The following is a 22179-nucleotide window of genomic DNA, read 5'->3' as shown; positions in this document are numbered from 1 at the left end:
CAACTCCGGAACGGGCGCCCGTCTTGACCAGATCGGCGGGCCCCGCGCAAGCCGCGCGGAGCCCCGCCCCCATCACGTCCGCCGGACGTTCCAGAACAGCGGCGGCTGGCCCTTGAGCATGCCGGTCAGGTTCCGACGATAGGCGGTCGGCTGGTAGTACATGCCCGTCGGCACGTAGGGCACTTCCTCGAAGGCGATGCGCTGCATCTCGGTCGTGGCGGCGAGCGCGGCGGCGTCGTTCGGCGCGTCGAACCACGCGTTGCGCTGCGCCTCGATCGCCGGGATGGTCGGCCAGCCCGGCCAGGCCCCGTCGCCATGGCCGCGGATCGAGGCATGGCTCGCGGGGTTCCAGTGGTCGACGCCGCTCCAGAAGGTGAAGAAGCCGGACCAGCCGCCCTGCTCGAGCGGATTCCTGCTGGCGCGCCGCGTGACCACCGTGCCCCAGTCCGCGCTGACCAGGTCCACGTTGAAGCCCATGCGGCGGAACAGGTCGGCGCCGACCAGCGTCGCCGCGTTGATCGATGCCAGGTCCGTCGCGTTCAGCAGGACGAGCCGCGCGCCCATCGCGCCCGCCGCCTGCAGTTCGGCCCGCGCCGCGTCGATGCTCTTGCGCAGCCGGTCGAGCCCGACGGTCGAGGCCGAGGGGCTTTCCGGCGCGAAATAGCCGATCCCTTCCCGCCGCAGGTTGGTCCGGCCGGGCACGCCCGCCTCGCCGATCACGGCGGTCATGAAGTCGATCTGGTTGATCGCCGTCAGCACCGCGCGGCGCACGGCCGGGTTGTTGAAGGGCGCGGTCAGGTGGTTCGGGCGGAAGATCCCGATCAGGCCGGTGCCGTTGATGATGTCGACGGCGATGTTGCGGTTGCGCGCCACCAGCGGGAACAGGTCCGCCGTCGGCTGTTCCCACCAGTCGATCTCCCCCGCCTGCAGCGCCGCGGCCGCGGTCGAGGCGTCGGGGATGATCCGCCATTCCACGCGGTCGAAATGCGCGACCTTGGGGCCCGCCGTCATCGAGGGCGTGCCGGAGGCGACCGGCACGTAGTCCGGGTTGCGCGCATAGACCAGCGAGGAGCCCGGCACCCATTCGTTCTGCACGAAGCGGAAGGGGCCGCTGCCCACGGCTTCCGCGATGTTGGTGAAGGGATCGACGTTGGCCAGACGCTCCGGCATCACGAACAGGCAGCTTGTGGTGACCTTGCTGAAAGCCTCGAGCATCTTGGGGAAGGCGCGGCTGAGGCGGATCGCGAAGACGCGGTCGCTTTCCTCCGTCATGTCGGCGACGCGCGCCATCAGCTCCTGCCCGAAGGCGTCGCGGCGGCCCCAGCGGCGGATGGACGCGATGCAGTCCCGCCCGCGCACCGGCGTGCCGTCGTGGAACTTCAGCCCCTCGCGCAGCGTGAAGCGCCACAGCAGCCCGTCATTCTCGACCACATGGCCCTGGACCATCTGCGGCTGCGGGCGGAACTGCTCGTCCATGCCATAGAGCTGGTCGTAGACCAGGAAGGCGTGGTCGCGCGCCACGAAGGCCGTGTTGGTGAAGGGGTCGATGTTGCCCGGATTGGCGTGCGGCACGTAGCGCAGCGTGCGCGCGGCGGCGGTCTGCGCGATGGCGATGCGCGGCAGGGCCGCGGCGGCGGCGGCGCCCGCCAGCAGGTCGCGTCGGAACATCCTTGTGGGTCTCCGCATCCGGATTGAAGCCTGCGAAGTGTCTAGCGCAGCGCGGTCAGCCGATCCAGCGCGGCAGCGCCATCACCGAATCCTCCCAGAAGGTCATCACCAGCAGCCCGAGCGTCAGCACGCCGAGCAGCGGCAGCAGCCAGCGATAGGTCTCGACCTCCCGGATTCCGGCCAGCCGGCAGGCCGCCATCAGGTTGACGCCGAGCGGCGGCGTCGCCCCGCCGATCGAGACGTTGATGATCAGCAGCAGCCCGAAATGCACCGGGTCGATGCGATAGGCCGTGAGCAGCGGCATCAGCACCGGGGCGAGGATGATGACGGTGGCCAATGCCTCCATGAAGGTGCCCAGGACCAGCAGCACGATGGTCAGCAGCAGCAGCACCATGGCGCGGCTGTCCGTCCAGCCGGTGATGGCGGAGGTGATCGCCTGCGGCATGCGCTCGGCCGCCAGGATCCAGCCGAACAGGGAAGCCGTGGCGATCACGAACAGGATCGCCGTGGTCCCTTCGGCCGCGTCGCGCAGCGCCGCCCAGATGTCGCGCCAGCCCATGCTGCGTTCCACCAGCAGCCCGATCACGAGGGCGTAGGCGACCGCGAGGCCCGCCGCCTCGGTCGGCGTGGCGAGGCCGGCGCGGATGCCACCCACGATGATCAGCGGCACGACCAGCGCCAGCGCGCTCGCCCGCAGGGCGGCCAGCGCGCGCCGCCCGCTGAAGGGTTCCGCCGCCGCGCCCCAGCCATGGCGCTTCGCCAGCACCACGGTCGTCGCCATCATCAGCCCCGCCAGCACCGCCCCGGGGATGAAGCCGGCCAGGAACAGCTGCCCGACCGAGGCATTGGTCAGCGTGGCGTAGACGACCATGACGATCGAGGGCGGGATCACCTGCCCCAGCGTGCCGGCCGAACCCAGCAGCGCGCAGGAAAACCCCGCCGGATAACCCTGCCGCGCCATGGCCGGCAGCATGATGCCCCCGATCGCCACCACATCGGCGATGGAGGAACCCGACAGCGCGCTGAACAGCGCGCAGCCCATCACCGCCGCCGCCCCCAGCCCGCCGCGAAGATGCCCCACCAGCGCGACGCACAGGTCGGCGATGCGCTTGGTCAGCCCCGCCCCGGTCATCAGGTTGCCCGCCAGCAGGAACAGCGGGATCGCCAGCAGCGGGAAGGAATCGAGCCCGCCCACCATGCGCTGCGCCACCACCAGCACCGGCGCCGCGTCGAAGATCAGCAGGTAGCCCAGCGCGGCGAGCCCCAGCCCGAAGGCGATCGGCACGTCGAGCAGCAGCGTGATGGCGAACAGCGCCAGCAGCGTGGTGACGCCGATGGTCACCGCCGCAGCGCCGCCGCCGCGTCGATCACGCGCGGCACCTGCAGCAGCGCCGCCAGCGCGCCGCCGATCGCGACGGGCAGGTAGAAGATCGCCGCCGGCACCTCGAGCGCCGGGGTGGTGGAGGTCCAGGTGATCTCGGCCATCTCGGACGCCGTCGCCGCGAGCACCAGGGCGAAGGCCGCGACCAGCACTTCCGCCAGGCACCGGCAGGCGGCGCGCATCCGCGCCCCGCGCGCCCACAAATCGAGCAACCCGGCCTCGAGGTTCACCCCTCGAGCGGTGGTGGAAACGAGGCCGATGAACACCGCCCAGACCATCAGGATGCGCGGCAGTTCCTCGGTCCAGCTGGGCGTGCGGCCGAAGGCGAAGCGGGAGACAACGGTCCAGAACACCACCGCCGCGATCGCCGCGGTCAGCAGCGCCGCGATCGCCATGCAGGCCGAGGCCGCCGCCGACGCCGCCCGGCGCAGCGCCGTCACGCCACCGCGCGCCGGTACAGCGCCATGACCTCCGGCCCGAAGGTCGCCTCGTATTGCTGCCACACAGGCTGCACGGCGCGCTGGAAGGCGGGCTTGTCCACCTCGTTCACCTGCATGCCCTTCTCGCGCAGCTTCGCCAGGAAGTCGGCGTCGCTCTCCTCGATCATGCGGCGCTGCGCCACGCCCCATTTGCGACCCAGCTCGCCCAGCAGCGCGCGGTCGGCGGCGGGCAGCCGGTCCAGCACGCGCTTCGATCCCATCAGATGCGCCCCACCCCAGACATGGCCGGTCATGGACATGAAGCGCTGCACCTCGAAGAAGGAGGAGGTGAAGATGATCGAGAGCGGGTTCTCCTGCGCGTCGAACAGCCCCTGCTGCAGGGCCGCGTAGAGCTCGCCGAAGGCGAGCGGCGCCGGTTCCGCCCCCAGCGCCTTGAAGGTGTCCACCCGCACGCGGTCCGGCGGGGTGCGGATCTTGAGCCCGCGCAGGTCGGCCGGCTGGACGATCGGCTGGCGCCGGTTGGTCACGTGCCGGAAGCCGTTCTCCCACAGGCCGAGATCGACCATGCCCCTGGCTTCCACCAGCCGCCCGAGCGCCTGGCCCAGCGGGCCTTCCAGCGCCGCGAAGGCCTGTTCGCGCGACAGCCAGGCATAGGGCATCTCGATGATGCCGAAGCGCGGCTCGAAGGTGTTGAGGTCCGACGACCCGACCAGCGCGAGCTCGATCGTGCCGGTCTGCACGCCTTCCAGCGCCTGCCGGTTCTGGCCGAGCTGCGCGCCGGGGAAGACCTGCACCGCCAGCCGCCCGCCGGAGCGTTCAGTCGCCTCCCGCGCGAAGCCCTCGGCGGCGAGGTGCCAGGAATGCGTCGGCTGCAGCACATGGGCGAGCCGCAGGCGCGTCTGCGCCGCCGCGCCGCGGGTGATGGCCGGCGCGGCGAGCAGGCCGGCGAGAAGCGGGCGACGGGCGATCATGCGGGCCTCCGGGGCTGATGCGACGCAGCATCGGCCCCTTCGCCGCGCGCCTCAATACCCCGCCCGGCCCGTCACGCCTCGGGCGGCGCGAAGACCGCCGCGGCCAGGCGGTTGAAATCGGCCTCGTCCGGGACCGCGTCGCGCAGCGCTTCCCACGCCGCGGCGGCGCGCGCGGTGGCGTCGAGCGGCGCGCCGACCGAAGCCGCGAGCCCGAGCGCGAGGCGCACATCCTTGCGCATCAGCCCGGCCGAGAATCCGGAATCGAAGGTCTCGGACAGGATCCAGCGCGGCCAGTTCACCTCGGTGGCGGCAGAGCGGCCGGTCGCGCCGTTGATCACCGGCAGCAGCGCCTCCGGCGCCACGCCCGCCGCCGCGCCGAGCCGCAGCGCCTCGGCCGAGACGACGAGGTTGGTCGCGACCAGCAGGTTGTTCACGAGCTTGGCCACCTGCCCCGCGCCGGAGGGGCCGATGTGCAGCACCTTGGCCGCGAGCAGGTCGATCACCGGCCGCGCGCGCGCGAGCGCCGCGCCATCCCCGCCGATCATCATCGCGAGCGTGCCCGCCGCCGCCCCGGCCGGCCCGCCCGAGACCGGCGCGTCGAGATAGGCGCAGCCCCAGCCCTCGGCCGTCGCGGCGAAGCCGCGCGCCTCGGCGGGCGCGAGGGTGGAGGTGTCGATGATGACGCTGCCCTTGGACAGCACCGGCAGGATCGCGGAGAGCACCGTGCCGACCGCCCCCGCATCGGGCAGGGAGAGGATGACCTCGGGCCCGACCGCGCCGCCCAGCCCGCCCGGCACCGCGGCGCCCGCGGCGGCCGCTGCGGCGCGCCGTTCCTCCTCGAGGTCCCAGGCCCGCGGCGTGCGTCCCGCGGCGACCAGCCGGCGCAGCATCGCAAGGCCCATGTTGCCGAGCCCGACCACCGCGACCATCGCCATTCTCCCCGATTCGCGGGTCACCGTGACAGCGCCCCCGGGGCTGGGCAAGCGGCCGCGGCCGCCCTACAGACGCGGCATGAGCGACCTGCCCCTGATCGGCCCCCTGCTGGTCCGCCTGCTCGGCCCGGCCCGGGCGGCGCTGGCGCAGGAATTCCTGCGCTTCGGCATCGTCGGGACGATCGGCTTCGTGGTCGACACCGCCGTGCTCTACGGGGCGCTGGCGCTCGGCGCCGGGCTATATGGCGGGCGCGCCATCTCCTACGTGACGGCGGCGACCACCACCTGGCTGCTCAACCGGGTCTGGACCTTCCGGCACCGCGCTGGCGGGGCGGCGGCGCACCGGCAATGGGCGCTGTTCGTGCTGGTGAACCTGGGCGGCTTCGCGCTGAACTACGGGACCTACGCCGCGCTCGTCACCTGGGTGCCGCTGGTCGCGTCCTGGCCGGTGCTCGGTGTCGCGGCGGGGTCGGTCGCGGGGATGTTCGCGAACTTCTTCCTCTCGCGCGCCTTGGTCTTCGCGCCCCGCTGAGCGTCAGCCGCGCGGGCGCATCATCCCCAGCACGGCGACGAAGAAGGCGCCGAAGGCCAGCTGCAGGCCAAGCAGCATGGCGGTGACCGAGGCGATGGCGAGCCGCAGCGCCCCCGTCCCGCGCAACTCCCCGAAGCGCTCCGCGCCCCAGATCGCGACCGTGCCCAGGCCGAGGCCGAGGCCGGTGAGCACCAGGATGCCGGCCACGATCAGCGCGGGTTCGAGCCCGAAGCGCGCGAGCGCGGCGTTGAGCGCGCGGGACTCCGGCACCATGCCCATCTGCGCCCCGTAGATCCGGGAAAACACCCAGAACTGCACCGCCTGGAAGCCCATCACCGTCGCACCCGATGCATACAACAATGTATGCACGTCGAAGGTCAGGCCGAAGGCACGCGCCGGGCCCGGCAGCAGCGCCGCCATCGTCGCCAACCCCGCCAGCGCCAGCGCCAGCCCGGGATAGAGGAACAGCCAGCGCGGGCAGAACACCAGCAGGAAGCGCAGATGCCTCCAGCCATCGCGCCAGGAACGCAGATGCGGCGGCCGCGACCGCCCATCCTTGGACAGCGTCGTGGGCACCTCGGCGATGCGCAGCCCCTGCATCGTCGCCTTCACCACCATCTCGGAGGCGAATTCCATCCCCGGCGCGCGCAGGTCGAGCGCGAGCATCGCCTCCCGCCGGAAGCCGCGCAGGCCGCAATGGAAGTCGCCGACTGGGCTGCCGTAGAAGACCCGCCCGATGGTCGAGAGCACCGGGTTGCCGAGGTAGCGGTGCAGCGGCGGCATGGCGCCGGGCTTGATCCCGCCGCGGAAGCGGTTGCCCATGACCAGGTCGAAGCCGTCCCGCAGCTTGGCCAGGAACGGGTCGAGGGCGGAGAAATCGTAGGAATCGTCGCTGTCGCCCATGACGACGAAGCGCCCGCGGGCGGCGCGGATGCCGGTGATCAGCGCAGCGCCGTAACCGCGCTCGGGCACCGGGACCACGCGCGCGCCCAGCCGCTCGGCGATCGCCTGGCTGCCGTCGGTGCTGCCGTTGTCGGCGACCAGCACTTCGCCGGCGACGCCGCTGCGGGCGAGGTAGCCCATCGCCTTCTCGACGCAGGTGCCGATCGTCTCGGCCTCGTTCAGGCAAGGCATGAGGATTGTGAGCTCGACCGTCCCGGCCTCGGCCTCACCGGCCATGATCACGTCCATGCCGCCACGTCCTCCCGCGCGCCGGGCCCCGCCGGGCGCCGCCTTCGGATGGGCCCGCCGCGGGGTTTCGGCAACCCCGGCTTGATGAATCGCGTGCTAGGATGCGTTCTGTGCGTGAGGGTCAGGGCAAGAAAGTCTTAAAAACTTGTAAATATCTTAGTCTTTGTCCTAACCTCGCGACACGAACACGCCTAATGATGCGAACCCCGGTGACGCCGCGCCCCCCCCCGGCGCAACACCCGGGCGCGCGGAAAGGATGACTGCGATCCATGGCCCCTGATCCGAGGATGGTCCTCGGCGAGACCCCCCCGGCCCAGACGCCGCTCGCCCGCGCACTCGCCGCCTGCCGCAGCCAGTTCATGGCCGTCGGCGTGTTCAGCGGCGTGGTCAACATCCTGCAGCTGACCGTCTCGCTGTACATGATGCAGGTGTTCGACCGGGTGCTCGCCACCCGCAACCTCGACACGCTGCTCTACCTGACGCTCATCGCCATCGCGGCGCTCGGCCTGCTCGCGGTGCTCGAGGCGGCGCGCTCGCGCATCATGCATCGCATCGGCGCATGGATGGAGGAGAAGGTCGCGCCGGAAGGCTTCGCCCGCGCGGTGGAAAGCCAGTTGCGCGGCCGCCCCTACCGGATGGAGGCGCTGCGCGACCTCGCCGTCTGCCGCGGCTTCATCGCCTCCCCCGGCGCGCTCTCGCTCTACGACGTGCCCTGGGTGCCGGCCTACCTGCTCGTGATCTTCGCGCTGCACCCGATGCTCGGCGCCGTCGCCGCGGTCGGCGCGCTGCTGCTGTTCGGCCTGACCGTGCTGAGCGAGGTCGCCACCTCGAAGCTGCTGCGGGAAGCGAACACCGGCGCCATGGTCTCCCAGCGCCGGGCCGAATCGATCGTGCGCAATGCCGAGGTCATCGACAGCATGGGCATGCTGCCCGCCGTCATGGCCCGCTGGCGCATCGGCGTGGCCGAGATGACGGCGCCGATGAACCGCGCCATGGACCGCGCCGCGCCGCTGCTCGCCATCACCAAGTTCACCCGCCTCGCGGTGCAGGTCGCGATCCTCGGCCTCGGCGCCTACCTGGTGCTGCAGCAGCAGATGACCGCGGGCGCGTCGATCGCCGCCTCGATCATCATGGGCCGCGCGCTCGCGCCCGTCGAACAGCTGATCGGCGGCTGGAAGCAGCTGGTGCAGGCGCGGCAATCCTGGCGGCGGCTGCAGGCCTTCCTGGTGCTGCCGCGGCTGCGCCCGCCCGGAATCCCGCTGCCCGAACCCCGCGGGCGGCTGGCGGTGGAACGCGTGACCTTCGGCTTCCCGGGGTCGGGCGTCGCCGTGATCAAGGGCGTGTCCTTCTCCCTCGAGCCGGCGGAAAGCCTTGCCATCATCGGCCCCTCGGCGGCCGGCAAGACGACGCTGATCCGCCTGCTGACCGGCACGCTGCAATGCAATTCGGGCGCGGTGCGGCTCGACGGCGCCGATGTCTACACTTGGCAGCGGGAGGATTTCGGCCGCCATGTCGGCTACCTGCCGCAGGATGTGGAACTGTTCGACGGCACCGTGATCGACAACATCTCCCGCATGGCGGAAGCCCCGGCGGAAGCGGTGTTCGACGCGGCCAAGCTCGCCGGCGCGCATGAGATGATCCTGCGCCTGCCCAAGGGCTACGAGACCGAGATCGGCGAGGGCGGCCAGCACCTGTCGGGCGGCCAGCGCCAGCAGATCGGCCTCGCCCGCGCCATGTTCGGCAATCCGAAGCTGATCGTGCTGGATGAACCGAACAGCAACCTCGACGGCGACTCCGAAGCCGCGCTGCTCGGCGCGCTGCAGGACCTGCGCAAGCGTGGCACCACGGTCGTGCTCGTCTCCCACCGCCCCGTCCTCGTGCAGGGGGTGGAGAAGGTGCTGCTGATGCGCGACGGCGCGGTCGAGATGTTCGGCCCGCGCACCGAGGTGCTGAAGAAGATCATGAAGCCCGCCCAGCCGACGCCGATCGCGGCCCCGCAGGCCGCCCGTGCCGAGCCGAAGGGAGCCCAGGCATGAGCGAGCCCGCCACCGCCGCGACCGCCCCCGGCCCGATGCCGGTCGCCCCGCCGCAGGCGGCCAATGCCGCGGCGCCGTCAGCCGCGACAGCCGCGACCGCCCCTGGCCGGCAGGAGGTGATCGCCCGCGCCGAACGCCTGCCCCCCGTCCAGCTGACCCTGCCCCGCGTGCCGGAGACGCCGCAGCGCCCGGGCACCCGCGGCACGGTGCTGTTCGGCTTCCTCGCCATGGTGGTCTTCTTCGGCGCCTTCGCCGCCTGGTCGATCTTCGCGCCGCTGACCGAGGCCGCGATCGCCCCCGGCATGATCAAGGTCGAGGGCACGCGCCGCACCATCCAGCACCTGGAAGGCGGCATCGTGCGGGAGATCCTGGTGCGCGACGGCGACCGCGTCGTCGCCGGCCAGACGCTGATGCGCCTGGACGACATCCGCGCCGGCACGGACCTCGAGGCGCTGCGCAGCCAGCGCTGGTCCTTCATGGCGCAGGATGCGCGGCTTGCCGCCGAACTGGACGACCGCGCCGACATCGCCTTCCCGGCCGACATCCTCGCCGCCGAGGAACCGCGCGCGATGGACGCCATGGCCGGCCAGCGCGCGGTGTTCGAGGCGCGCCGCGCCAGCCTCGTCAGCCAGGTCGCGGTGCAGGAAGCCCGCATCGGCCAGCAGGAGGCGATGATCGCCGGCGCCACCGGCCAGCTGCGCGCCCAGCGCGCCCAGCTGGAACTGATCCGGCGGGAGGAGGAGATCACCCGCGGCCTGGTGCAGCAGGGCCTGCAGCGCCTGCCCACCCTGCTCGCCCTCCAGCGCAGCGCGGCCGCGCTCGAAGGCCAGGGGGAGGAACTCCAGGGCCAGATGGAACGCGCGCAGCAGACCATCGCCGAGGCGCGCAACACCATCGCCGGCATCGTCAGCCAGCGCCGGCAGGAAGCCGCCGCCGAGCGCCGCGACATCCGCACCCGCCTCGCCGAGGTGGAGGAACGCATCCGCGCCGCGCAGGACGTGGCCCAGCGCCGCGACATCGTGGCGCCGGAAGCCGGCACGGTGCTGAACCTGCGCCTGTTCAACCTCGGCGCCGTGGTGCGGCCGGGCGACCCGGTGATGGACCTGGTGCCGGTGCAGGACCGGCTGATCGCCGAGGTCACCGTCCAGCCCTTCGACATCGACGTGGTCCATGTCGGGCTGCAGGCGGAAGTGCGCCTGCCCGCCTTCAAGCAGCGCCTCGTGCCCTACCTGCACGGGCATGTCACCTTCGTCGCGCAGGACGTGACGATCGACGAGCGCAGCCGCGCCTCCTACTACCGCGTCCACATCCTGATCGACGCGGAGCAGCTCGACCGGCTCCAGGGCGTGCAGCTGGTCCCCGGCATGCCGGTGGAGGCGATGATCCAGATCGGCGAGCGATCCTTCCTGCGCTACATGACGCAGCCGATCGTCGACAGCTTCGCCCGCGCCTTCCGCGAGCAGTAGAACCAGGAACGCATCCCATGTCCGACCACCGCACCACCCTGTTCGCCGACGGCGTCATCGAGGCGCAGGTCGCGCACGGCGTCGCGCGCATCACGCTGGCCATGACCGGCGGCGACGGGAAGGCCGTGCCCTGCGGCATGCTCTGCGTGCCCGTCACGCAGCTGCCCGCCCTGGTCAACGGCATGGGCAACCTGCTGCGGCAGATCGAGGAACGCGTGCGCGCGCAGGTCGCGCAGCAGCAGCAGGCGCCCGCCGGCGAGGCCGCGGCGGCCGATGGCGCCGTCCAGGCGCCGAGCGGCGCCTTCCGCTTCCAGGGCTGACGCGCCGCTACAGCGCCACCCCCGGCCATTCGTCGCCGCGGATCTCCGGTTCGTCGAACGCCGCGTGGCGCGCGGCATGCGCCTCGATGTCCGCGGCCAGCAGCCGCGCGGCGATCGCCTGCGACAGCCGCTGCGCGCCCGCGGTGATGGCCGGGATGTCGCCCGTCACCTTCCCGTGGCTCAGCGTGGCCGCGAAGTTGAAGCAGTGCAGCCGCGCGAGCCAGGGCGCGCGGCCCGGCACGCGCTCGGTGAAGGCGAAGCCCTCGTCGAGCCAGGGGCACAGGCCTAGAGCCGCGTCCCGCTCCGCCTCCGGCGGGGCGTAGGCGTCCCGCCACAGCCGGATGTCCTCGGCCATGGCGCCGAGTTCCGGCCGCAGCGCCACGTCCTGCAGGAAGCCGGTGCCGAGGATGACGAAATCCGCCGCCACCGCCCCGCGCGGCGTCGCCAGCCGCAGGCCGGCCCCGTCCCGCGCCACCGCTTCGACCCCCGCCCCCGTCATCAGCGTGGCGTTCGGATGCGCGGCGACGCGGCGCACGCTCTCGGCCGGCGGCGGCGTCTGCCGGCGCTCGACCGACAGCATCAGCCGCCAGCGCCAGGCGGCCGGCAGCGCGTGCCAGCCATGCCAGATGCCGCGGCTGTCGAGCGCCTTGGAGGAATTGACGCGCGGCAGGCTGCCCCGCCGCAGCAGCATGGTCAGCCGCGCGCAGCCGGCTTCGAGCGCCGCCCCCGCATTGTCGAAGGCCGAGGCGCCGGCGCCGATCACCACTACATGCCGCCCGGCCAGCGCGGCGAAGTCGATCGCGTCGGCCGAATGCGCCCAGCACCGCCCGCGCCATTCCGGCAGGAAGCCCGGCAGCAGCCGCGGCCCGCCGAGCCCGTCCCGCCCGGTGGCGAGCACCACATGCCGCGCGAACGCCACCCCGCCATCCGACAGGCGCAGCCGGAACAGCGCATCACCGGGTTCGATGCGCGCGACGCCGATGCCGTTGCGGACATCGAGCCCCGCGACGCGACGGAACCAGCGCAGGTAGTCCATCCACATCGCCGTCGGGATCTTTCCGAGCGCCTCCCACGCCTCGGCGCCGCGCGAGGCAGTGAACCAGGCGCGAAAGGTCAGGTCCGGCAGGCCGAGCGCCGGCCCGGCCAGCTGCTTCGGGCTGCGCAGCGTCGGCATGCGCGCATAGGTCGCCCAGGGGCCTTCCGCGCCCTCCGCCGCCGGATCGAAAAGTGCCACGCGCCGCACCCCGTCCCGCCGCAGCGCGAAGCCGGCCGCGAGCCCCGCCATGCCGGCGCCGAGGATGGCGACGTCGAGCGCCACCGACCCGTCCGGCGCCGCGACCGGCGGCACCCATGCGGCGGCCGGTTCCTGCAGCCACTCCAGCCCTTGCGCGAGGCGGGCTTCCAGGGCGGCGAGGCCAGGGGCGGGGTCGTGCTGCATCGCGGCAGGATAGTCGCGACGCGCCGCGGGCCCCAGCCCGTGCCATGCTGCGTGGATGGGCTGCGACCCCTCCCCGCCCGGCCTGCGCTGCGCCACCTGCCCCGCCCGCGCCCCCGGCCTCTGCGCGCCGATGCGCGGGCCGGAGGCGCTGGCGGCACTCGAGGCCGCGCGCCGGCCCGCGCTCGCCCTGCCGCCCGGCGCCGCCGTGTTCCGCCAGGGGGAGGCCTGCCGCGACGTCTTCATCCTGGTCGCGGGCTGGGTCGCTCTGGCCCAGGCGCTGCCCGACGGGCGGCGCCAGGTGCTGCGCTTCCTGCTGCCCGGCGCGATCTTCGGCCTGCATCCCGAGGAACAGGCGAACCACGCGCTGGGCGCGGAGGCGCTGACGGCGGCGCTGGTCTGCCCGATCCCGGCCGAGCGGCTCGCGGCGCTGCGCCATGCCTGGCCGGCGCTGGACGACCGCCTGCTGTGGTGCCTGGAGCGCGACGTCGCCTTCGCGGCGGAACAGGTGACGACGCTCGGGCAGCGGCCGGCGCTCGCGCGCGTCGCGCATCTGCTGCTGGAACTGCTGGTCAGGCTCGGCGGGCGGCATCCGCCGGCCGAAGGGGTCGCCGTGCCGGTGCCGCTGACGCACCGGCTGATCGGCGACGCCACGGGCCTGACGCCCGAGCACGTGACGCGGATGCTGCGCAGGCTGCGCCAGGACGGCGTCGCGCGGATCTCACGGGGACGGCTGACCTTGCTCGATGCGGCGCGGCTGGTCGCGCTCGCCGATCCGCCGGCGGAACTGCTCGCGCTCTGGGCCGCGTCGGGCTGAGGCCCGCCCGGCCGGCGGCGGCATGCGGCACGGGAAGGTCGACCCGCCAGCCGCTTGCCGCCGCGCGCTGGCATGGCGGGCGAAACGCCGCCACGGCCGCGCCCGGCGGCACTGATCTCGATCAGTGCGCCACGCCGGCGCGCGCGGCATGGTCCGCCCCCCATCCGCCGCCCCCCCCCGGCGCGGCGGACCGGCCCGACAGAATGGAGGGAGACAGCGATGGACAGCTTCACCACGCAAGGCCCGATGGCCGGCGCCGCCGGCATGCCTGCGGCCGACGCAGTGCCGCGCCTCGCCGCGACATGGATGCGCGACACGATGGACTTCATGGCCGAACGCCTGCGCGCCGATGCCCGCACGCTGCAGGAAGCGGGCTGCTGCGACAGCCTGTCCGACCTGACGATGGTGCAGACGCGCTGGGTGACGGAGGCGACGCAGGCCTATTCCGAAGCGACGCTCCGCTTCATGGAAAGCTTCGTCCGGCTGGGCGCGCCCGCGACCACCGATGAAGCGGCGCCGCAGCCCGAACCGGCCCCGCGCCGTCGCGCCCGGGACGCCGAGGCCGCCTGACGGCCGCGCGCGGCCGGGTGCTCAGGCCCCGGCCAGCGCCCGCTTGGCCACTTCGGCGAGGAACTTCGACGCGACCGGCAGGATCTCGTCGTTGAAGTCGTAGCGCGGGTGGTGGAGTTCGCGGCCATTCTCCGCCGGCCCGTTGCCGATCCAGACGAAGGCGCCGGGCACCTCGGTCAGGTACCAGGCGAAATCCTCGCCCGTCATGGCCGGGTCGATGTCGCGGCGCAGTTCCGTCACCGCGCCCGCGGCGGCGGCGGCGAGGTCGCGTTCGGCCGGCGTGTTCGCCGTGACCATGACGCCGGCGCGGAAGGAGAAATCCGCCTTCACGCCGAAGGTCGCGGCGATGCCGTTGGCGACGCGCGACAGCCCGCTCTCGATCGTCTCCATGTCCTGGTCGCGCAGCCAGCGCGCGGTGCCCTTGAGCGTGACGCGGGCGGTGATCTGGTTCTGCGCCTCGCCCCCTTCGACCACCGTCACGCTGACGACGCCGCCCGCCAGCGGGTCGAGGTTGCGCGCGACGATCGACTGGATGGCGACGATCGCATGACCCGCCGCGACCATCGGGTCGCGCGTCAGGTGCGGCAGCGCGGCATGGCCGGCATGGCCGTCGAACACGATCTGGAAGCGCGCGCCGGCCGCCATCACCGCGCGGTCGTGCACCGCGACGGTGCCCGCGGGCAGGCCCGGCCAGTTGTGCCAGCCGAAGATGCGTTCCATCGGGAAGCGCTTGAACAACCCGTCGGCGATCATCGCCTTCGCGCCGCCGCCGCCTTCCTCCGCCGGCTGGAACACCAGCCGCACCGTACCGGTCCAGGACGGATCGTCGAGCAGGACCTTCGCCGCGCCGAGCAGCGCCGTGGTATGCCCGTCATGCCCGCAGGCATGCATCACGCCGGGCACGGTGGAGCGCCAGGCGATGTCCTCGTTCTGCTCCTGGATCGGCAGCGCGTCCATGTCGCCCCGCAGGCCGACGGCGCGGTTGCCGCCGCCCCGCGACAGGGTCGCGACCACGCCGTGCCCGCCGACATTCGTTGCGATGTCGGTCACGCCCATCTCCCGCAACCGGGCGGCGACGAAGGCGGCGGTGTCGCCTTCATGCAGGGTGAGTCCGGGGTTGGCGTGCAGATGGCGGCGCCAGGCGGTAAGGGTCGAGGCGAGATCGTTGTGCATGACCCTTCGAGCCTATCCCCGCGCGCGCAAACGCACCATCGCCCCCGGCGCGGTCCTGGCGGGAACGCTGTGCGGCGCCTGGATGCTGGCTGCCGGCGCCGCGCGCGGGCAGGAAGCCGAACCCACCGCCGAGCCCGGCCTGCCCTATTCAGCCGAGGTCTCGCCCGAGGGCGCCGAGTCGCTGGCCGCCACCGCCGCAGCGGTCGCCCAGACGATCCGCCTGCGCGACTCCGCGCCGACCGACGCCTTCGGCCTGATCGTCCGCGTCCGCGCCGACCTGCCCCGGCTGATGGAGGTGCTGCGCGCCGAGGGCCATTGGGGCGGGTCCGTCGCCGCGACCATCGCCGGCCGTCCGCCCGACGACCCCGCCCTGCCCGGCCTGCTCGCCGCGGCGCGGGAGCCCGTGCCGGTCCGCTTCACCCTGACCCCCGGCCCGCAGTACCGGATCGGTCGCGTGGAGGCGGCCGCCGAACCGGCCGAGGCCGCGCCCGCCCTGCGCGCGGCGATGCCATCCGCCGGCATCGCGGAAGGCGATCCCGCCCGCGCGGCCACCGTGCTCGATGCCGAAGGCGCGATCATCGGGGCGCTGCGCCGCGCGGCCCATCCGCTCGCGACCGTCGCGGGGCGGGAGGTGTGGGTGGACCACGACCGCCGCACGCTCGACATAGCGTGGCGCATCGCGCCCGGGCCGCGCGCCCGCTTCGCGACGCCGGAGGTGGTGGGCCAGCAGCGCGTGGATGACGGGCTGCTCGCGCGCACCGCGGCGCGGCGGATGGAAGGGCAGGACTATTCGCCCGCGACGCTGGAACGCGGCCGCCGCGCGCTGATGGCCCTCGGCGTCTTCGAGAGCGTGCGGGCGGAACCCGGTACCGCGCTGACGCCCGATGGAAGGCTGCCCGTGACCTTCCGCGTGTCGGAACGGCCGCGCCGCGCGCTGGGCGCGAGCATCGCCTACGAGACGAACTACGGCGCGGCGGTCAGCGTCTACTGGGAACACCGCAACCTGTTCGGCGGCGCGGAGCGGCTGCGGCTTGAGGCGGAGGCGGCGCGGCTCGGCTCCTCGGGGCTCGACAATTCGACCTACCGCGCCTTCGCGACGCTCACCACGCCCGAGATCTGGCGCCAGGATGCGCGGCTGACGGTGCGCATGGGCGCGGTGCGCGAAAGGCTCGAAGCCTATGACCGCGACGCCGTGCTCGCCTCGGCACTCGCGGAGCGCTCGCTGTCGGACCGGCTCGCGGTGCAGGCCGGGCCGCTGTACGAGACCGGGCGCATCGGGCGCTATGGCGACCTCGAGGATTTCTCGCTGTTCGGCTTCGTCACGGGGCTGCGCTGGGACGACACCGAAAGCCCGCTCGACCCCACGCGCGGCATCCGCGCGGCGGTGACGGCCACGCCCTTCTACTCGATCCGGGACGGCACGACCTTCACGCGGCTCTACGCCAGCGGCAGCACCTATCTCGACCTGACGGGCGATGCGCGCGGCGTGCTCGCGCTGCGCGCGGCACTCGGCGCCACGGTGGGCGCGACGCGGGACGACATCACGCTCGACAAGCGCTTCTATTCGGGCGGCGGCGGGTCGGTGCGCGGCTACACCTACCAGTCGATCGGGCCGCGCGACGCCGGCAACCGGCCGCTCGGGGGCGCGAGCCTGCTCGAGCTCGGCGCCGAATGGCGCCAGCGCATCTCCGGCCCCTGGGGCGCGGTCGCCTTCGTCGAGGCCGGCAGCGTGGGCGAGGACAGCTTCCCCGGCAGCGGCGACCTGCGCGTCGGCGTTGGCGCGGGGCTGCGCTACCTGACGGCGATCGGGCCGATCCGCGTCGATGTCGGCGTGCCGCTGAACCCGCAGCGCGGCGATCCGGCCTATGCGCTCTATGTCGGCATCGGGCAGGCCTTCTGATGCGCCGCGCGCTTCGCAGCATCGGGCTGACGCTGCTGGCCCTGCCGGTCCTGCTGCTCGTCATCCTCGCCGGCGGGCTGGTCTGGGCGAATGGCGAGGGCGGGCGCGCGACCATCGCGCGGCTGGCCGAGGATGCCGTCCCCGGCCTGCGCATCCAGGGCCTGGCCAGCCCGCTGCCCGCGCGGCTTGCGGTCGGGCGCCTGACCATGTCCGACGAGGCCGGCGCCTGGGTGGAACTGGAAGACGCCGCCATCGCGCTCGACCTGATGGCGCTGCTGGGGCGGGAGGTGCGCGTCACCGCGCTGACCGCGCGCCGCGTCGCGCTGCACCGGCTGCCGCCCGGCGACAGCACACCGCCACCCCCGCCCGACCCGGATGCGCCGCTGGTCCCTGCCCTGCCCGAATTGCCGGTCGCGCTGCGGCTCGATCGGCTGGCGGTGGAGCGGATCGAACTGGGTGCCGCGGTGGCGGGCATCGATGCCGTGCTCGCGGTCGAAGGCGAGGCGTCGCTCGCCTCCGGCGCGCTCGCCGCGCGTCTTGCCCTCCGGCGGCTCGACGCGCCGGCCGAGGCGCGCATCGCGCTCGATCTGGCTCCGGGCGCGGATCGGCTTTCGGCCCGCATCGAAGCCGCGGAACCGCCCGGCGGACTGCTCGCCACGGCGCTCGGCCTGCCGGGCCGCGCGGCCGCGCTGCGGCTGTCGCTCGACGGGCCGGCGCGCGGCGCGCGGCTCGACCTCGCCGCCTCGCTGGGGGACGACATCACGCTCGCCGCCGGGGGCACGGTGCGCGCGGCGCCCGATGGCGCGGCCGGGGCGGCGCTGACGCTGCGCCTGGCCGCCGCGCCGCTGCTGCCCGAGGCGCTGCGCGCCGCCGCCATGCCGGCCGAGGTCGCGTTGGACGGCGAGATCGACGCGGCGCGGCGCGTCACGCTGCGGCGGTTCGCGGTGCAGGCGCCGGCGGCGCGCGCGGAGGCATCCGGCGGCGCCGACCTCGCGGCCGAGCGCCTGGACCTCGCGCTGCGCCTCTCGGTCGGGGAGAGCACGGCCTTCGGCGCACTGATCCCGCCCGTGGCGCGCTTCGCGGGCATCACGGCCGAGGCGCGCGCGAGCGGCGCGATGCGCGCGCCCGCCATCGCGCTCGACCTCGCCGCGACGGGTTTCGCCAGCGACACGCCGGCGCTGGCCGCCGCACTCGGCGCCACGCCACGGCTGTCGCTGCGCGGCGCGCTGCCCGACCGGATCGAGGCACTGTCCATCGACGGCGCCGGCGCGCGCGTGACCGCCGAGGGCCTGGTGGGCGAGACGCTGGACGCGACCATCCGCGCGCGCGTCGCCGACCTCGCGCCGCTCGTGCCGGGCCTTGCCGGCGCGCTGGCGGCGGAAGCGCGCCTGACCGGGCCGCGCGGCGATCCGTCGCTCGCGCTGACGGCGCGCGGGGAACGCGTGGCGCGCGGCGCGGAGGTGCTGGAAGCCCCGGACCTCGCGCTGAACGTGGCGACGCCGCTCTCCGCGCCGCGCGCGGAAGCGCGGCTGACGGCGACCTATGCCGGGCTGCCGGTGGCGCTCGACCTCGCCGCCGCGCCGGAGGGGGAACGCATCCGCCTCGCCCGCCTCGCCGCCCGCTTCGGCCCGGCGTCGCTCGACGCCGCCGGGCTGGCCGACCGGGCCGCCGCGACCTTCCAGGGCAACGCCACGCTGGACGTGACGGACCTCGCGCCCTTCTCGTCGCTCGCCGGCATGCGGCTCGCCGGGCGCGTCGCGCTGCGCGCGGTGCTCGACCTGCGCGACGGGATGCAGGGCTTCGACGCGACGCTCGATGTGCCGGAGGCGCGGGTGGACGGGACCGCGCTCGCCGGCCGCGTCGCGGCGCGCGGCACGCTCGCCGCGGCCGAGGCCGAGATCGAGGCGCGCGCGCAGGATGCGCGGCTGACGACGCGCGCGCGGCTGACGCAGGAAGGCGATGCGCGGCGCGTCGACATCGCGGAGATGCTGCTCCGGCGCGGCGCGGACAGCCTGCGCCTGACCGCGCCCGCGCGCGTCACGCTCGCCGCGGATGGCGGCATCGCCCTTGCCGGCATCGCGCTGACGACGAGCCGCGGCGGCACGCTGCGCGCCGAAGGCACATGGGGGCCGGAGCAGGCCGACATACGCGCGACGCTCGCCGCGCTGCCGGTCGCGGGGATCGCGGCCCTGGCCGCGCCCGACCTCGCCGCGCGCGGCACCATCTCGGCCGAGGCGCGCATCACCGGGCCCGTCGGCGACCCCGCCGCGCGGTTCCGGCTGGAAGCGACGGGCCTTGCCATCGCCGATCCCGCCTTTCGCGGCCTGCCGCCGGCGCGGCTGCTGGTCGAGGGCACGGCCGGGGCGCGCGGCGCCGATCTGCGGCTGGACGCCGCGGCGGGCGCGGTGCTGCGGGCGAACGGCACGGCGCGGCTGCCGGGCGGCTTCGCGGGCACGGCGCCGCTCGCCGCGCGGCTGGAGGCGAATGCCGATCTCGGCGCCATCGCCGGGCCGATCCTGGCCGCCGGGTCGCAGCGCGTGGCGGGCCGGCTGGCGCTGGCGATGGAAGCCGGCGGCACGCTCGCGGCCCCCGCGCTGACCGGCCGCGCAACGCTGTCGGGCGGGGCCTTCCGGGACCTCGCGCAGGGCGTGACGCTGTCGGAGATCGAGGCGGTGCTGCGCGCGGAGGGCGACCGTGTCGTCATCGATCGCTTCGCCGCGCGCACGCCGGGCAATGGCACCATCGGGATCGGCGGCACGCTCTCCCCGCTCGCGCCCGGCCTGCCGGCGGAGCTGACGCTGACCGCGCGCGGCGCGCGGCCGCTGCGATCCGACCTCGCGAGCGGCGTCTTCGATGCCGATCTCCGCCTCGTCGGGCGGCTGCTGGAACAGGCGCGGCTGGACGGGCGTGTCGAAATCAAGCGGCTCGACATCACGGTGCCGGAGAAGCTGCCGCCCTCCGTCCGGCGCATCGAGGGCGTGCGCGAACGCGGGCGGCGGCCGCCGAACACGCCGCCGCTCGATCCGCCGCGGCCGGCGGGCGCGCCCTCGGGCCTGCCCGACATCGCGCTGGCGATCGAGGTCGCGGCCCCACGCGCGGTCTTCGTGCGCGGGCGTGGCATCGACGCGGAATTCGGCGGCACGATGAATGTGGGTGGCGCGATCGCGGCGCCGGCGGTGACGGGCGGGCTGTCCCTGCGGCGGGGGAACATCTCGATCTTCGACCGGCGGCTCGACTTCCGGCGCGGCACGATCGCCTTCGATGCGGGGACGCTGGTGCCGTCGCTCGACTTCCTCGCCGCGTCGCGGGCGCGGGAGGTGACGGCGAACGTCACCGTCACCGGGCCGGCGACCGACCCGCGCATCGAATTCTCCTCCACGCCCGAATTGCCGCAGGACGAGATCCTGTCCCGCCTGCTGTTCGACCGGCGGGCCAGCGAATTGTCGCCCTTCCAACTCGCGCAGCTGGCGCAGGTGCTGGCGGGCGCGGCGGGGATCGAGACGCCGGGGGCGGCCGGCATCCTCGATCGCATCCGGCGGACGCTCGCGCTCGACCGGCTCGCGGTGGGTGAGGACCGGCGCCCGGATGGCGGGCGCGGCCAGGGCGCGACGCTCGAGACCGGGCGCTACGTGGCCGAGGGCGTCTATGTCGGCGTGCGGCAGTCGAGCGAAGGCGGCGCGCCGCGCGTCGGCGTGCAGATCGACGTGCTGCCGCGCGTGCGGATCGAGGCCGAGACGGGCGGCAACAGCGCGGCCGGCGACCGCGTGGGGCTGTCCTTCGAGATCGAGTACTGATCAGCCCCGCACATAGCCCAACCAGTCCCACCAGGTCGCCGTCAGCGCCAGCACCAGCGCGTAGCCCGCCAGGGTGATGACGACGCCCGAGCGGAAGAAGTCCCGCGCCGCGAAGGTGCCCGTGCCGAAGGCCACCATGTTCTGCGGCGCGCTGACCACCAGCAGGAAGCCGAAGGACACGGTGAACTGCAGGATCATCGTCACCCCCGCGACGTTCACCGGCACGCCCGCCCGCGCCACTTCCTGCAGCACCGAGATGACGATAGGGATGAAGGCCGCCGCCAGCGCGGTGGCCGAGGCGAAGCCCAGATGCACGAGGATGAGGAAGGCCGCCATCACGGCGACGATCACGAAGGGCGTGGCCTGTCGCAGCGCGAAGACGTCCACGATCTGCCCCGCCATCCAGGCGGCGCCGCGCGTCTGCACCAGCACCGACCCCAGCGCGATGCCGACCGCGAACAGGATCAGCGTGCCCCAGGGCACGGACGCCTGCGCCTGCTTCCACGACATCACGCCGATGCGCGGCAGCAGCAGCACCGTCACCGCGATAATGGTCGAGGACGCGGTGTCGAGCGGATGCAGCCGCCCTTCCGTCGCCCAGCAGGCGAGCAGCAGGAGCCCCGCGGCGAGCGTGCGCTTTTCCGCCCCGCCCATCGGCCCGAGGGCGGCGAGGTCACGCGCGACGGCGGCGCCGCCATCCTGGCTGACGGCGTCCTCCGGCCGGTGGAAGCGCCACAGGATCACGTAGAGCAGCGGCGCCATCAGCAGCCAGAAGGGCGCGGCGGCGATGAACCAGTCGAGCCAGGTGACCGTCGCCCCCGGGATGGCGCGCCCGATCAGCCCGAGGAAGGTCGCGTTCTGCGCCGCGGCCGTCAGCACGCCGATGTTCATCACCGAGCAGATCTGCGCCGAGCCGATCATCAGCAGCGCGGCAAGTCGCGAATCCCGCTGCAATCCGAAAGCGCCGATGATGCCGAGCACGATCGGCACCACCGCCGAGACGCGCGCGGTGGCCGACGGCACCAGGAAGGCGAGCATCACGCCGACCGCGAGCGTGCCCGCGAAAATCCCCTGCGGCTTCGTCCCGACGCGCGCCAGCGTCGCGAGCGCGATGCGCCGGTCGAGCCCCGTCGCGCTGACCGCTGCGGCGAAGACCAGCGCCGCGCCGACCAGCGCGACGGCGTTGTTGGCGAAGCCGCCGATCGCCCAGTCCCGCGCCCGGGCGATGCCGAGCATGCGCTCCGGTGCGGCGGGGTCCGGCGCGGTGCCGACCAGCAGGATGGTCAGCGCCGCGATCAGGAAGGCGGAGACGGTGAGGTCCACCGCCTCGCTCACCCAGAGGACGACCGCGAAGAGCAGGATGCCGATGGCGCGCTGCCCCGCGACCGGCAACCCGTCCGGAGGAGGCGCGAGCGTCGCGGCGAGCAGCACCGCAAGCGCGAGTCCGAGGCCGATCCAGCGCCGTGCCCCGCCCCCGCCTTCCGCCATTGCCGCCGCCATCCGCCGCCCCTCCCCCGACCAGGTTGGCGAAGGCTTGCGCGCGGCGCGCTCAG

At 74.0% G+C, this 22179-nt stretch carries 17 protein-coding genes; 8 read left to right on the top strand and 9 right to left on the bottom strand.

Features of this window, described 5'->3' with window-relative positions; all coding sequences use genetic code 11:
• Positions 1-72: 72 nt before the first annotated feature.
• The 5 genes from J5Y09_RS04915 to J5Y09_RS04895 all read right to left on the bottom strand — a co-directional run bounded on the left by J5Y09_RS04915 (position 73) and on the right by J5Y09_RS04895 (position 5389).
• Entirely contained in the window at positions 73-1668 is a 1596-nt protein-coding gene (locus J5Y09_RS04915) for an ABC transporter substrate-binding protein (protein ID WP_209350636.1), read from the bottom strand.
• A 55-nt stretch (positions 1669-1723) separates the two neighbouring features.
• Positions 1724-3010, bottom strand: a complete 1287-nt coding sequence (locus J5Y09_RS04910; RefSeq protein ID WP_209350635.1) for a TRAP transporter large permease — start codon at positions 3008-3010, stop codon at positions 1724-1726.
• Positions 3007-3489, bottom strand: a complete 483-nt coding sequence (locus tag J5Y09_RS04905) for a TRAP transporter small permease (protein ID WP_209350634.1) — start codon at positions 3487-3489, stop codon at positions 3007-3009. The genes J5Y09_RS04910 and J5Y09_RS04905 overlap by 4 nt, the downstream gene beginning before the upstream one ends.
• On the bottom strand, positions 3486-4460 hold the full coding sequence (locus J5Y09_RS04900) for a DctP family TRAP transporter solute-binding subunit (protein WP_209350633.1): 975 nt from the start codon (positions 4458-4460) through the stop codon (positions 3486-3488). The genes J5Y09_RS04905 and J5Y09_RS04900 overlap by 4 nt, the downstream gene beginning before the upstream one ends.
• 71 nt (positions 4461-4531) lie before the next feature.
• Positions 4532-5389 carry an NAD(P)-dependent oxidoreductase gene (locus J5Y09_RS04895; protein WP_209350632.1) on the bottom strand — a complete coding sequence of 286 codons (858 nt, stop codon included), beginning with the start codon at positions 5387-5389 and terminating at the stop codon, positions 4532-4534.
• Positions 5390-5471: 82 nt separating this feature from the next.
• On the opposite strand from J5Y09_RS04895, the gene J5Y09_RS04890 reads away from it, so the two are divergent.
• Complete coding sequence (locus J5Y09_RS04890; RefSeq protein WP_209350631.1) at positions 5472-5924, top strand: GtrA family protein; 453 nt, start codon at positions 5472-5474, stop codon at positions 5922-5924.
• A 3-nt stretch (positions 5925-5927) separates the two neighbouring features.
• Here J5Y09_RS04890 and J5Y09_RS04885 read toward each other — a convergent pair whose 3' ends face one another.
• Positions 5928-7115 (bottom strand): glycosyltransferase family 2 protein, encoded by a 1188-nt coding sequence (locus J5Y09_RS04885; RefSeq protein WP_209350630.1) that lies wholly within the window; start codon positions 7113-7115, stop codon positions 5928-5930.
• A 269-nt stretch (positions 7116-7384) separates the two neighbouring features.
• Here J5Y09_RS04885 and J5Y09_RS04880 point away from each other — a divergent pair, with 269 nt between their 5' ends.
• From J5Y09_RS04880 to J5Y09_RS04870, 3 genes are read left to right on the top strand one after another with little or no spacing between them, the layout of a single operon-like run.
• A complete protein-coding gene (locus J5Y09_RS04880) occupies positions 7385-9151 on the top strand; it encodes a type I secretion system permease/ATPase (RefSeq protein WP_245216845.1) in 1767 nt (588 codons plus the stop codon).
• Positions 9148-10617 carry an HlyD family type I secretion periplasmic adaptor subunit gene (locus J5Y09_RS04875; RefSeq protein WP_245216843.1) on the top strand — a complete coding sequence of 490 codons (1470 nt, stop codon included), beginning with the start codon at positions 9148-9150 and terminating at the stop codon, positions 10615-10617. The genes J5Y09_RS04880 and J5Y09_RS04875 overlap by 4 nt, the downstream gene beginning before the upstream one ends.
• A 17-nt stretch (positions 10618-10634) precedes the next feature.
• On the top strand, positions 10635-10937 hold the full coding sequence (locus J5Y09_RS04870) for a hypothetical protein (RefSeq protein WP_209350629.1): 303 nt from the start codon (positions 10635-10637) through the stop codon (positions 10935-10937).
• 7 nt (positions 10938-10944) lie between these two features.
• On the opposite strand, the gene J5Y09_RS04865 is transcribed toward J5Y09_RS04870, so the two are convergent.
• Positions 10945-12375 carry an NAD(P)-binding domain-containing protein gene (locus J5Y09_RS04865; protein WP_209350628.1) on the bottom strand — a complete coding sequence of 477 codons (1431 nt, stop codon included), beginning with the start codon at positions 12373-12375 and terminating at the stop codon, positions 10945-10947.
• 55 nt (positions 12376-12430) lie between these two features.
• Here J5Y09_RS04865 and J5Y09_RS04860 point away from each other — a divergent pair, with 55 nt between their 5' ends.
• Together J5Y09_RS04860 and J5Y09_RS04855 are read left to right on the top strand one after the other, a co-directional pair.
• Positions 12431-13189 carry a Crp/Fnr family transcriptional regulator gene (locus J5Y09_RS04860; RefSeq protein WP_209350627.1) on the top strand — a complete coding sequence of 253 codons (759 nt, stop codon included), beginning with the start codon at positions 12431-12433 and terminating at the stop codon, positions 13187-13189.
• 219 nt (positions 13190-13408) lie between these two features.
• A complete protein-coding gene (locus J5Y09_RS04855) occupies positions 13409-13759 on the top strand; it encodes a hypothetical protein (protein ID WP_209350626.1) in 351 nt (116 codons plus the stop codon).
• 21 nt (positions 13760-13780) lie between these two features.
• Here the strand turns inward: J5Y09_RS04855 and J5Y09_RS04850 are convergent, their stop codons facing one another.
• Positions 13781-14932, bottom strand: coding sequence for an amidohydrolase (locus J5Y09_RS04850; protein ID WP_209350625.1), 1152 nt, complete (start codon positions 14930-14932; stop codon positions 13781-13783).
• Between J5Y09_RS04850 and J5Y09_RS04845 the strand changes: the two genes are divergently transcribed.
• Both J5Y09_RS04845 and J5Y09_RS04840 read left to right on the top strand, forming a co-directional pair.
• A complete protein-coding gene (locus tag J5Y09_RS04845; RefSeq protein WP_209350624.1) occupies positions 14931-16832 on the top strand; it encodes an autotransporter assembly complex protein TamA in 1902 nt (633 codons plus the stop codon). The two genes, J5Y09_RS04850 and J5Y09_RS04845, sit on opposite strands and share 2 nt — an antisense overlap.
• Positions 16832-20626, top strand: coding sequence for a translocation/assembly module TamB domain-containing protein (locus J5Y09_RS04840; RefSeq protein ID WP_209350623.1), 3795 nt, complete (start codon positions 16832-16834; stop codon positions 20624-20626). The genes J5Y09_RS04845 and J5Y09_RS04840 overlap by 1 nt, the downstream gene beginning before the upstream one ends.
• On the opposite strand, the gene J5Y09_RS04835 is transcribed toward J5Y09_RS04840, so the two are convergent.
• Positions 20627-22126, bottom strand: a complete 1500-nt coding sequence (locus J5Y09_RS04835; protein WP_209350622.1) for an SLC13 family permease — start codon at positions 22124-22126, stop codon at positions 20627-20629.
• Positions 22127-22179 lie beyond the last annotated feature (53 nt).

The organism is Roseomonas nitratireducens (assembly GCF_017813355.1).
Lineage (GTDB): Bacteria > Pseudomonadota > Alphaproteobacteria > Acetobacterales > Acetobacteraceae > Neoroseomonas > Neoroseomonas nitratireducens.
This window is presented reverse-complemented; position numbering and strand designations above follow the sequence as displayed.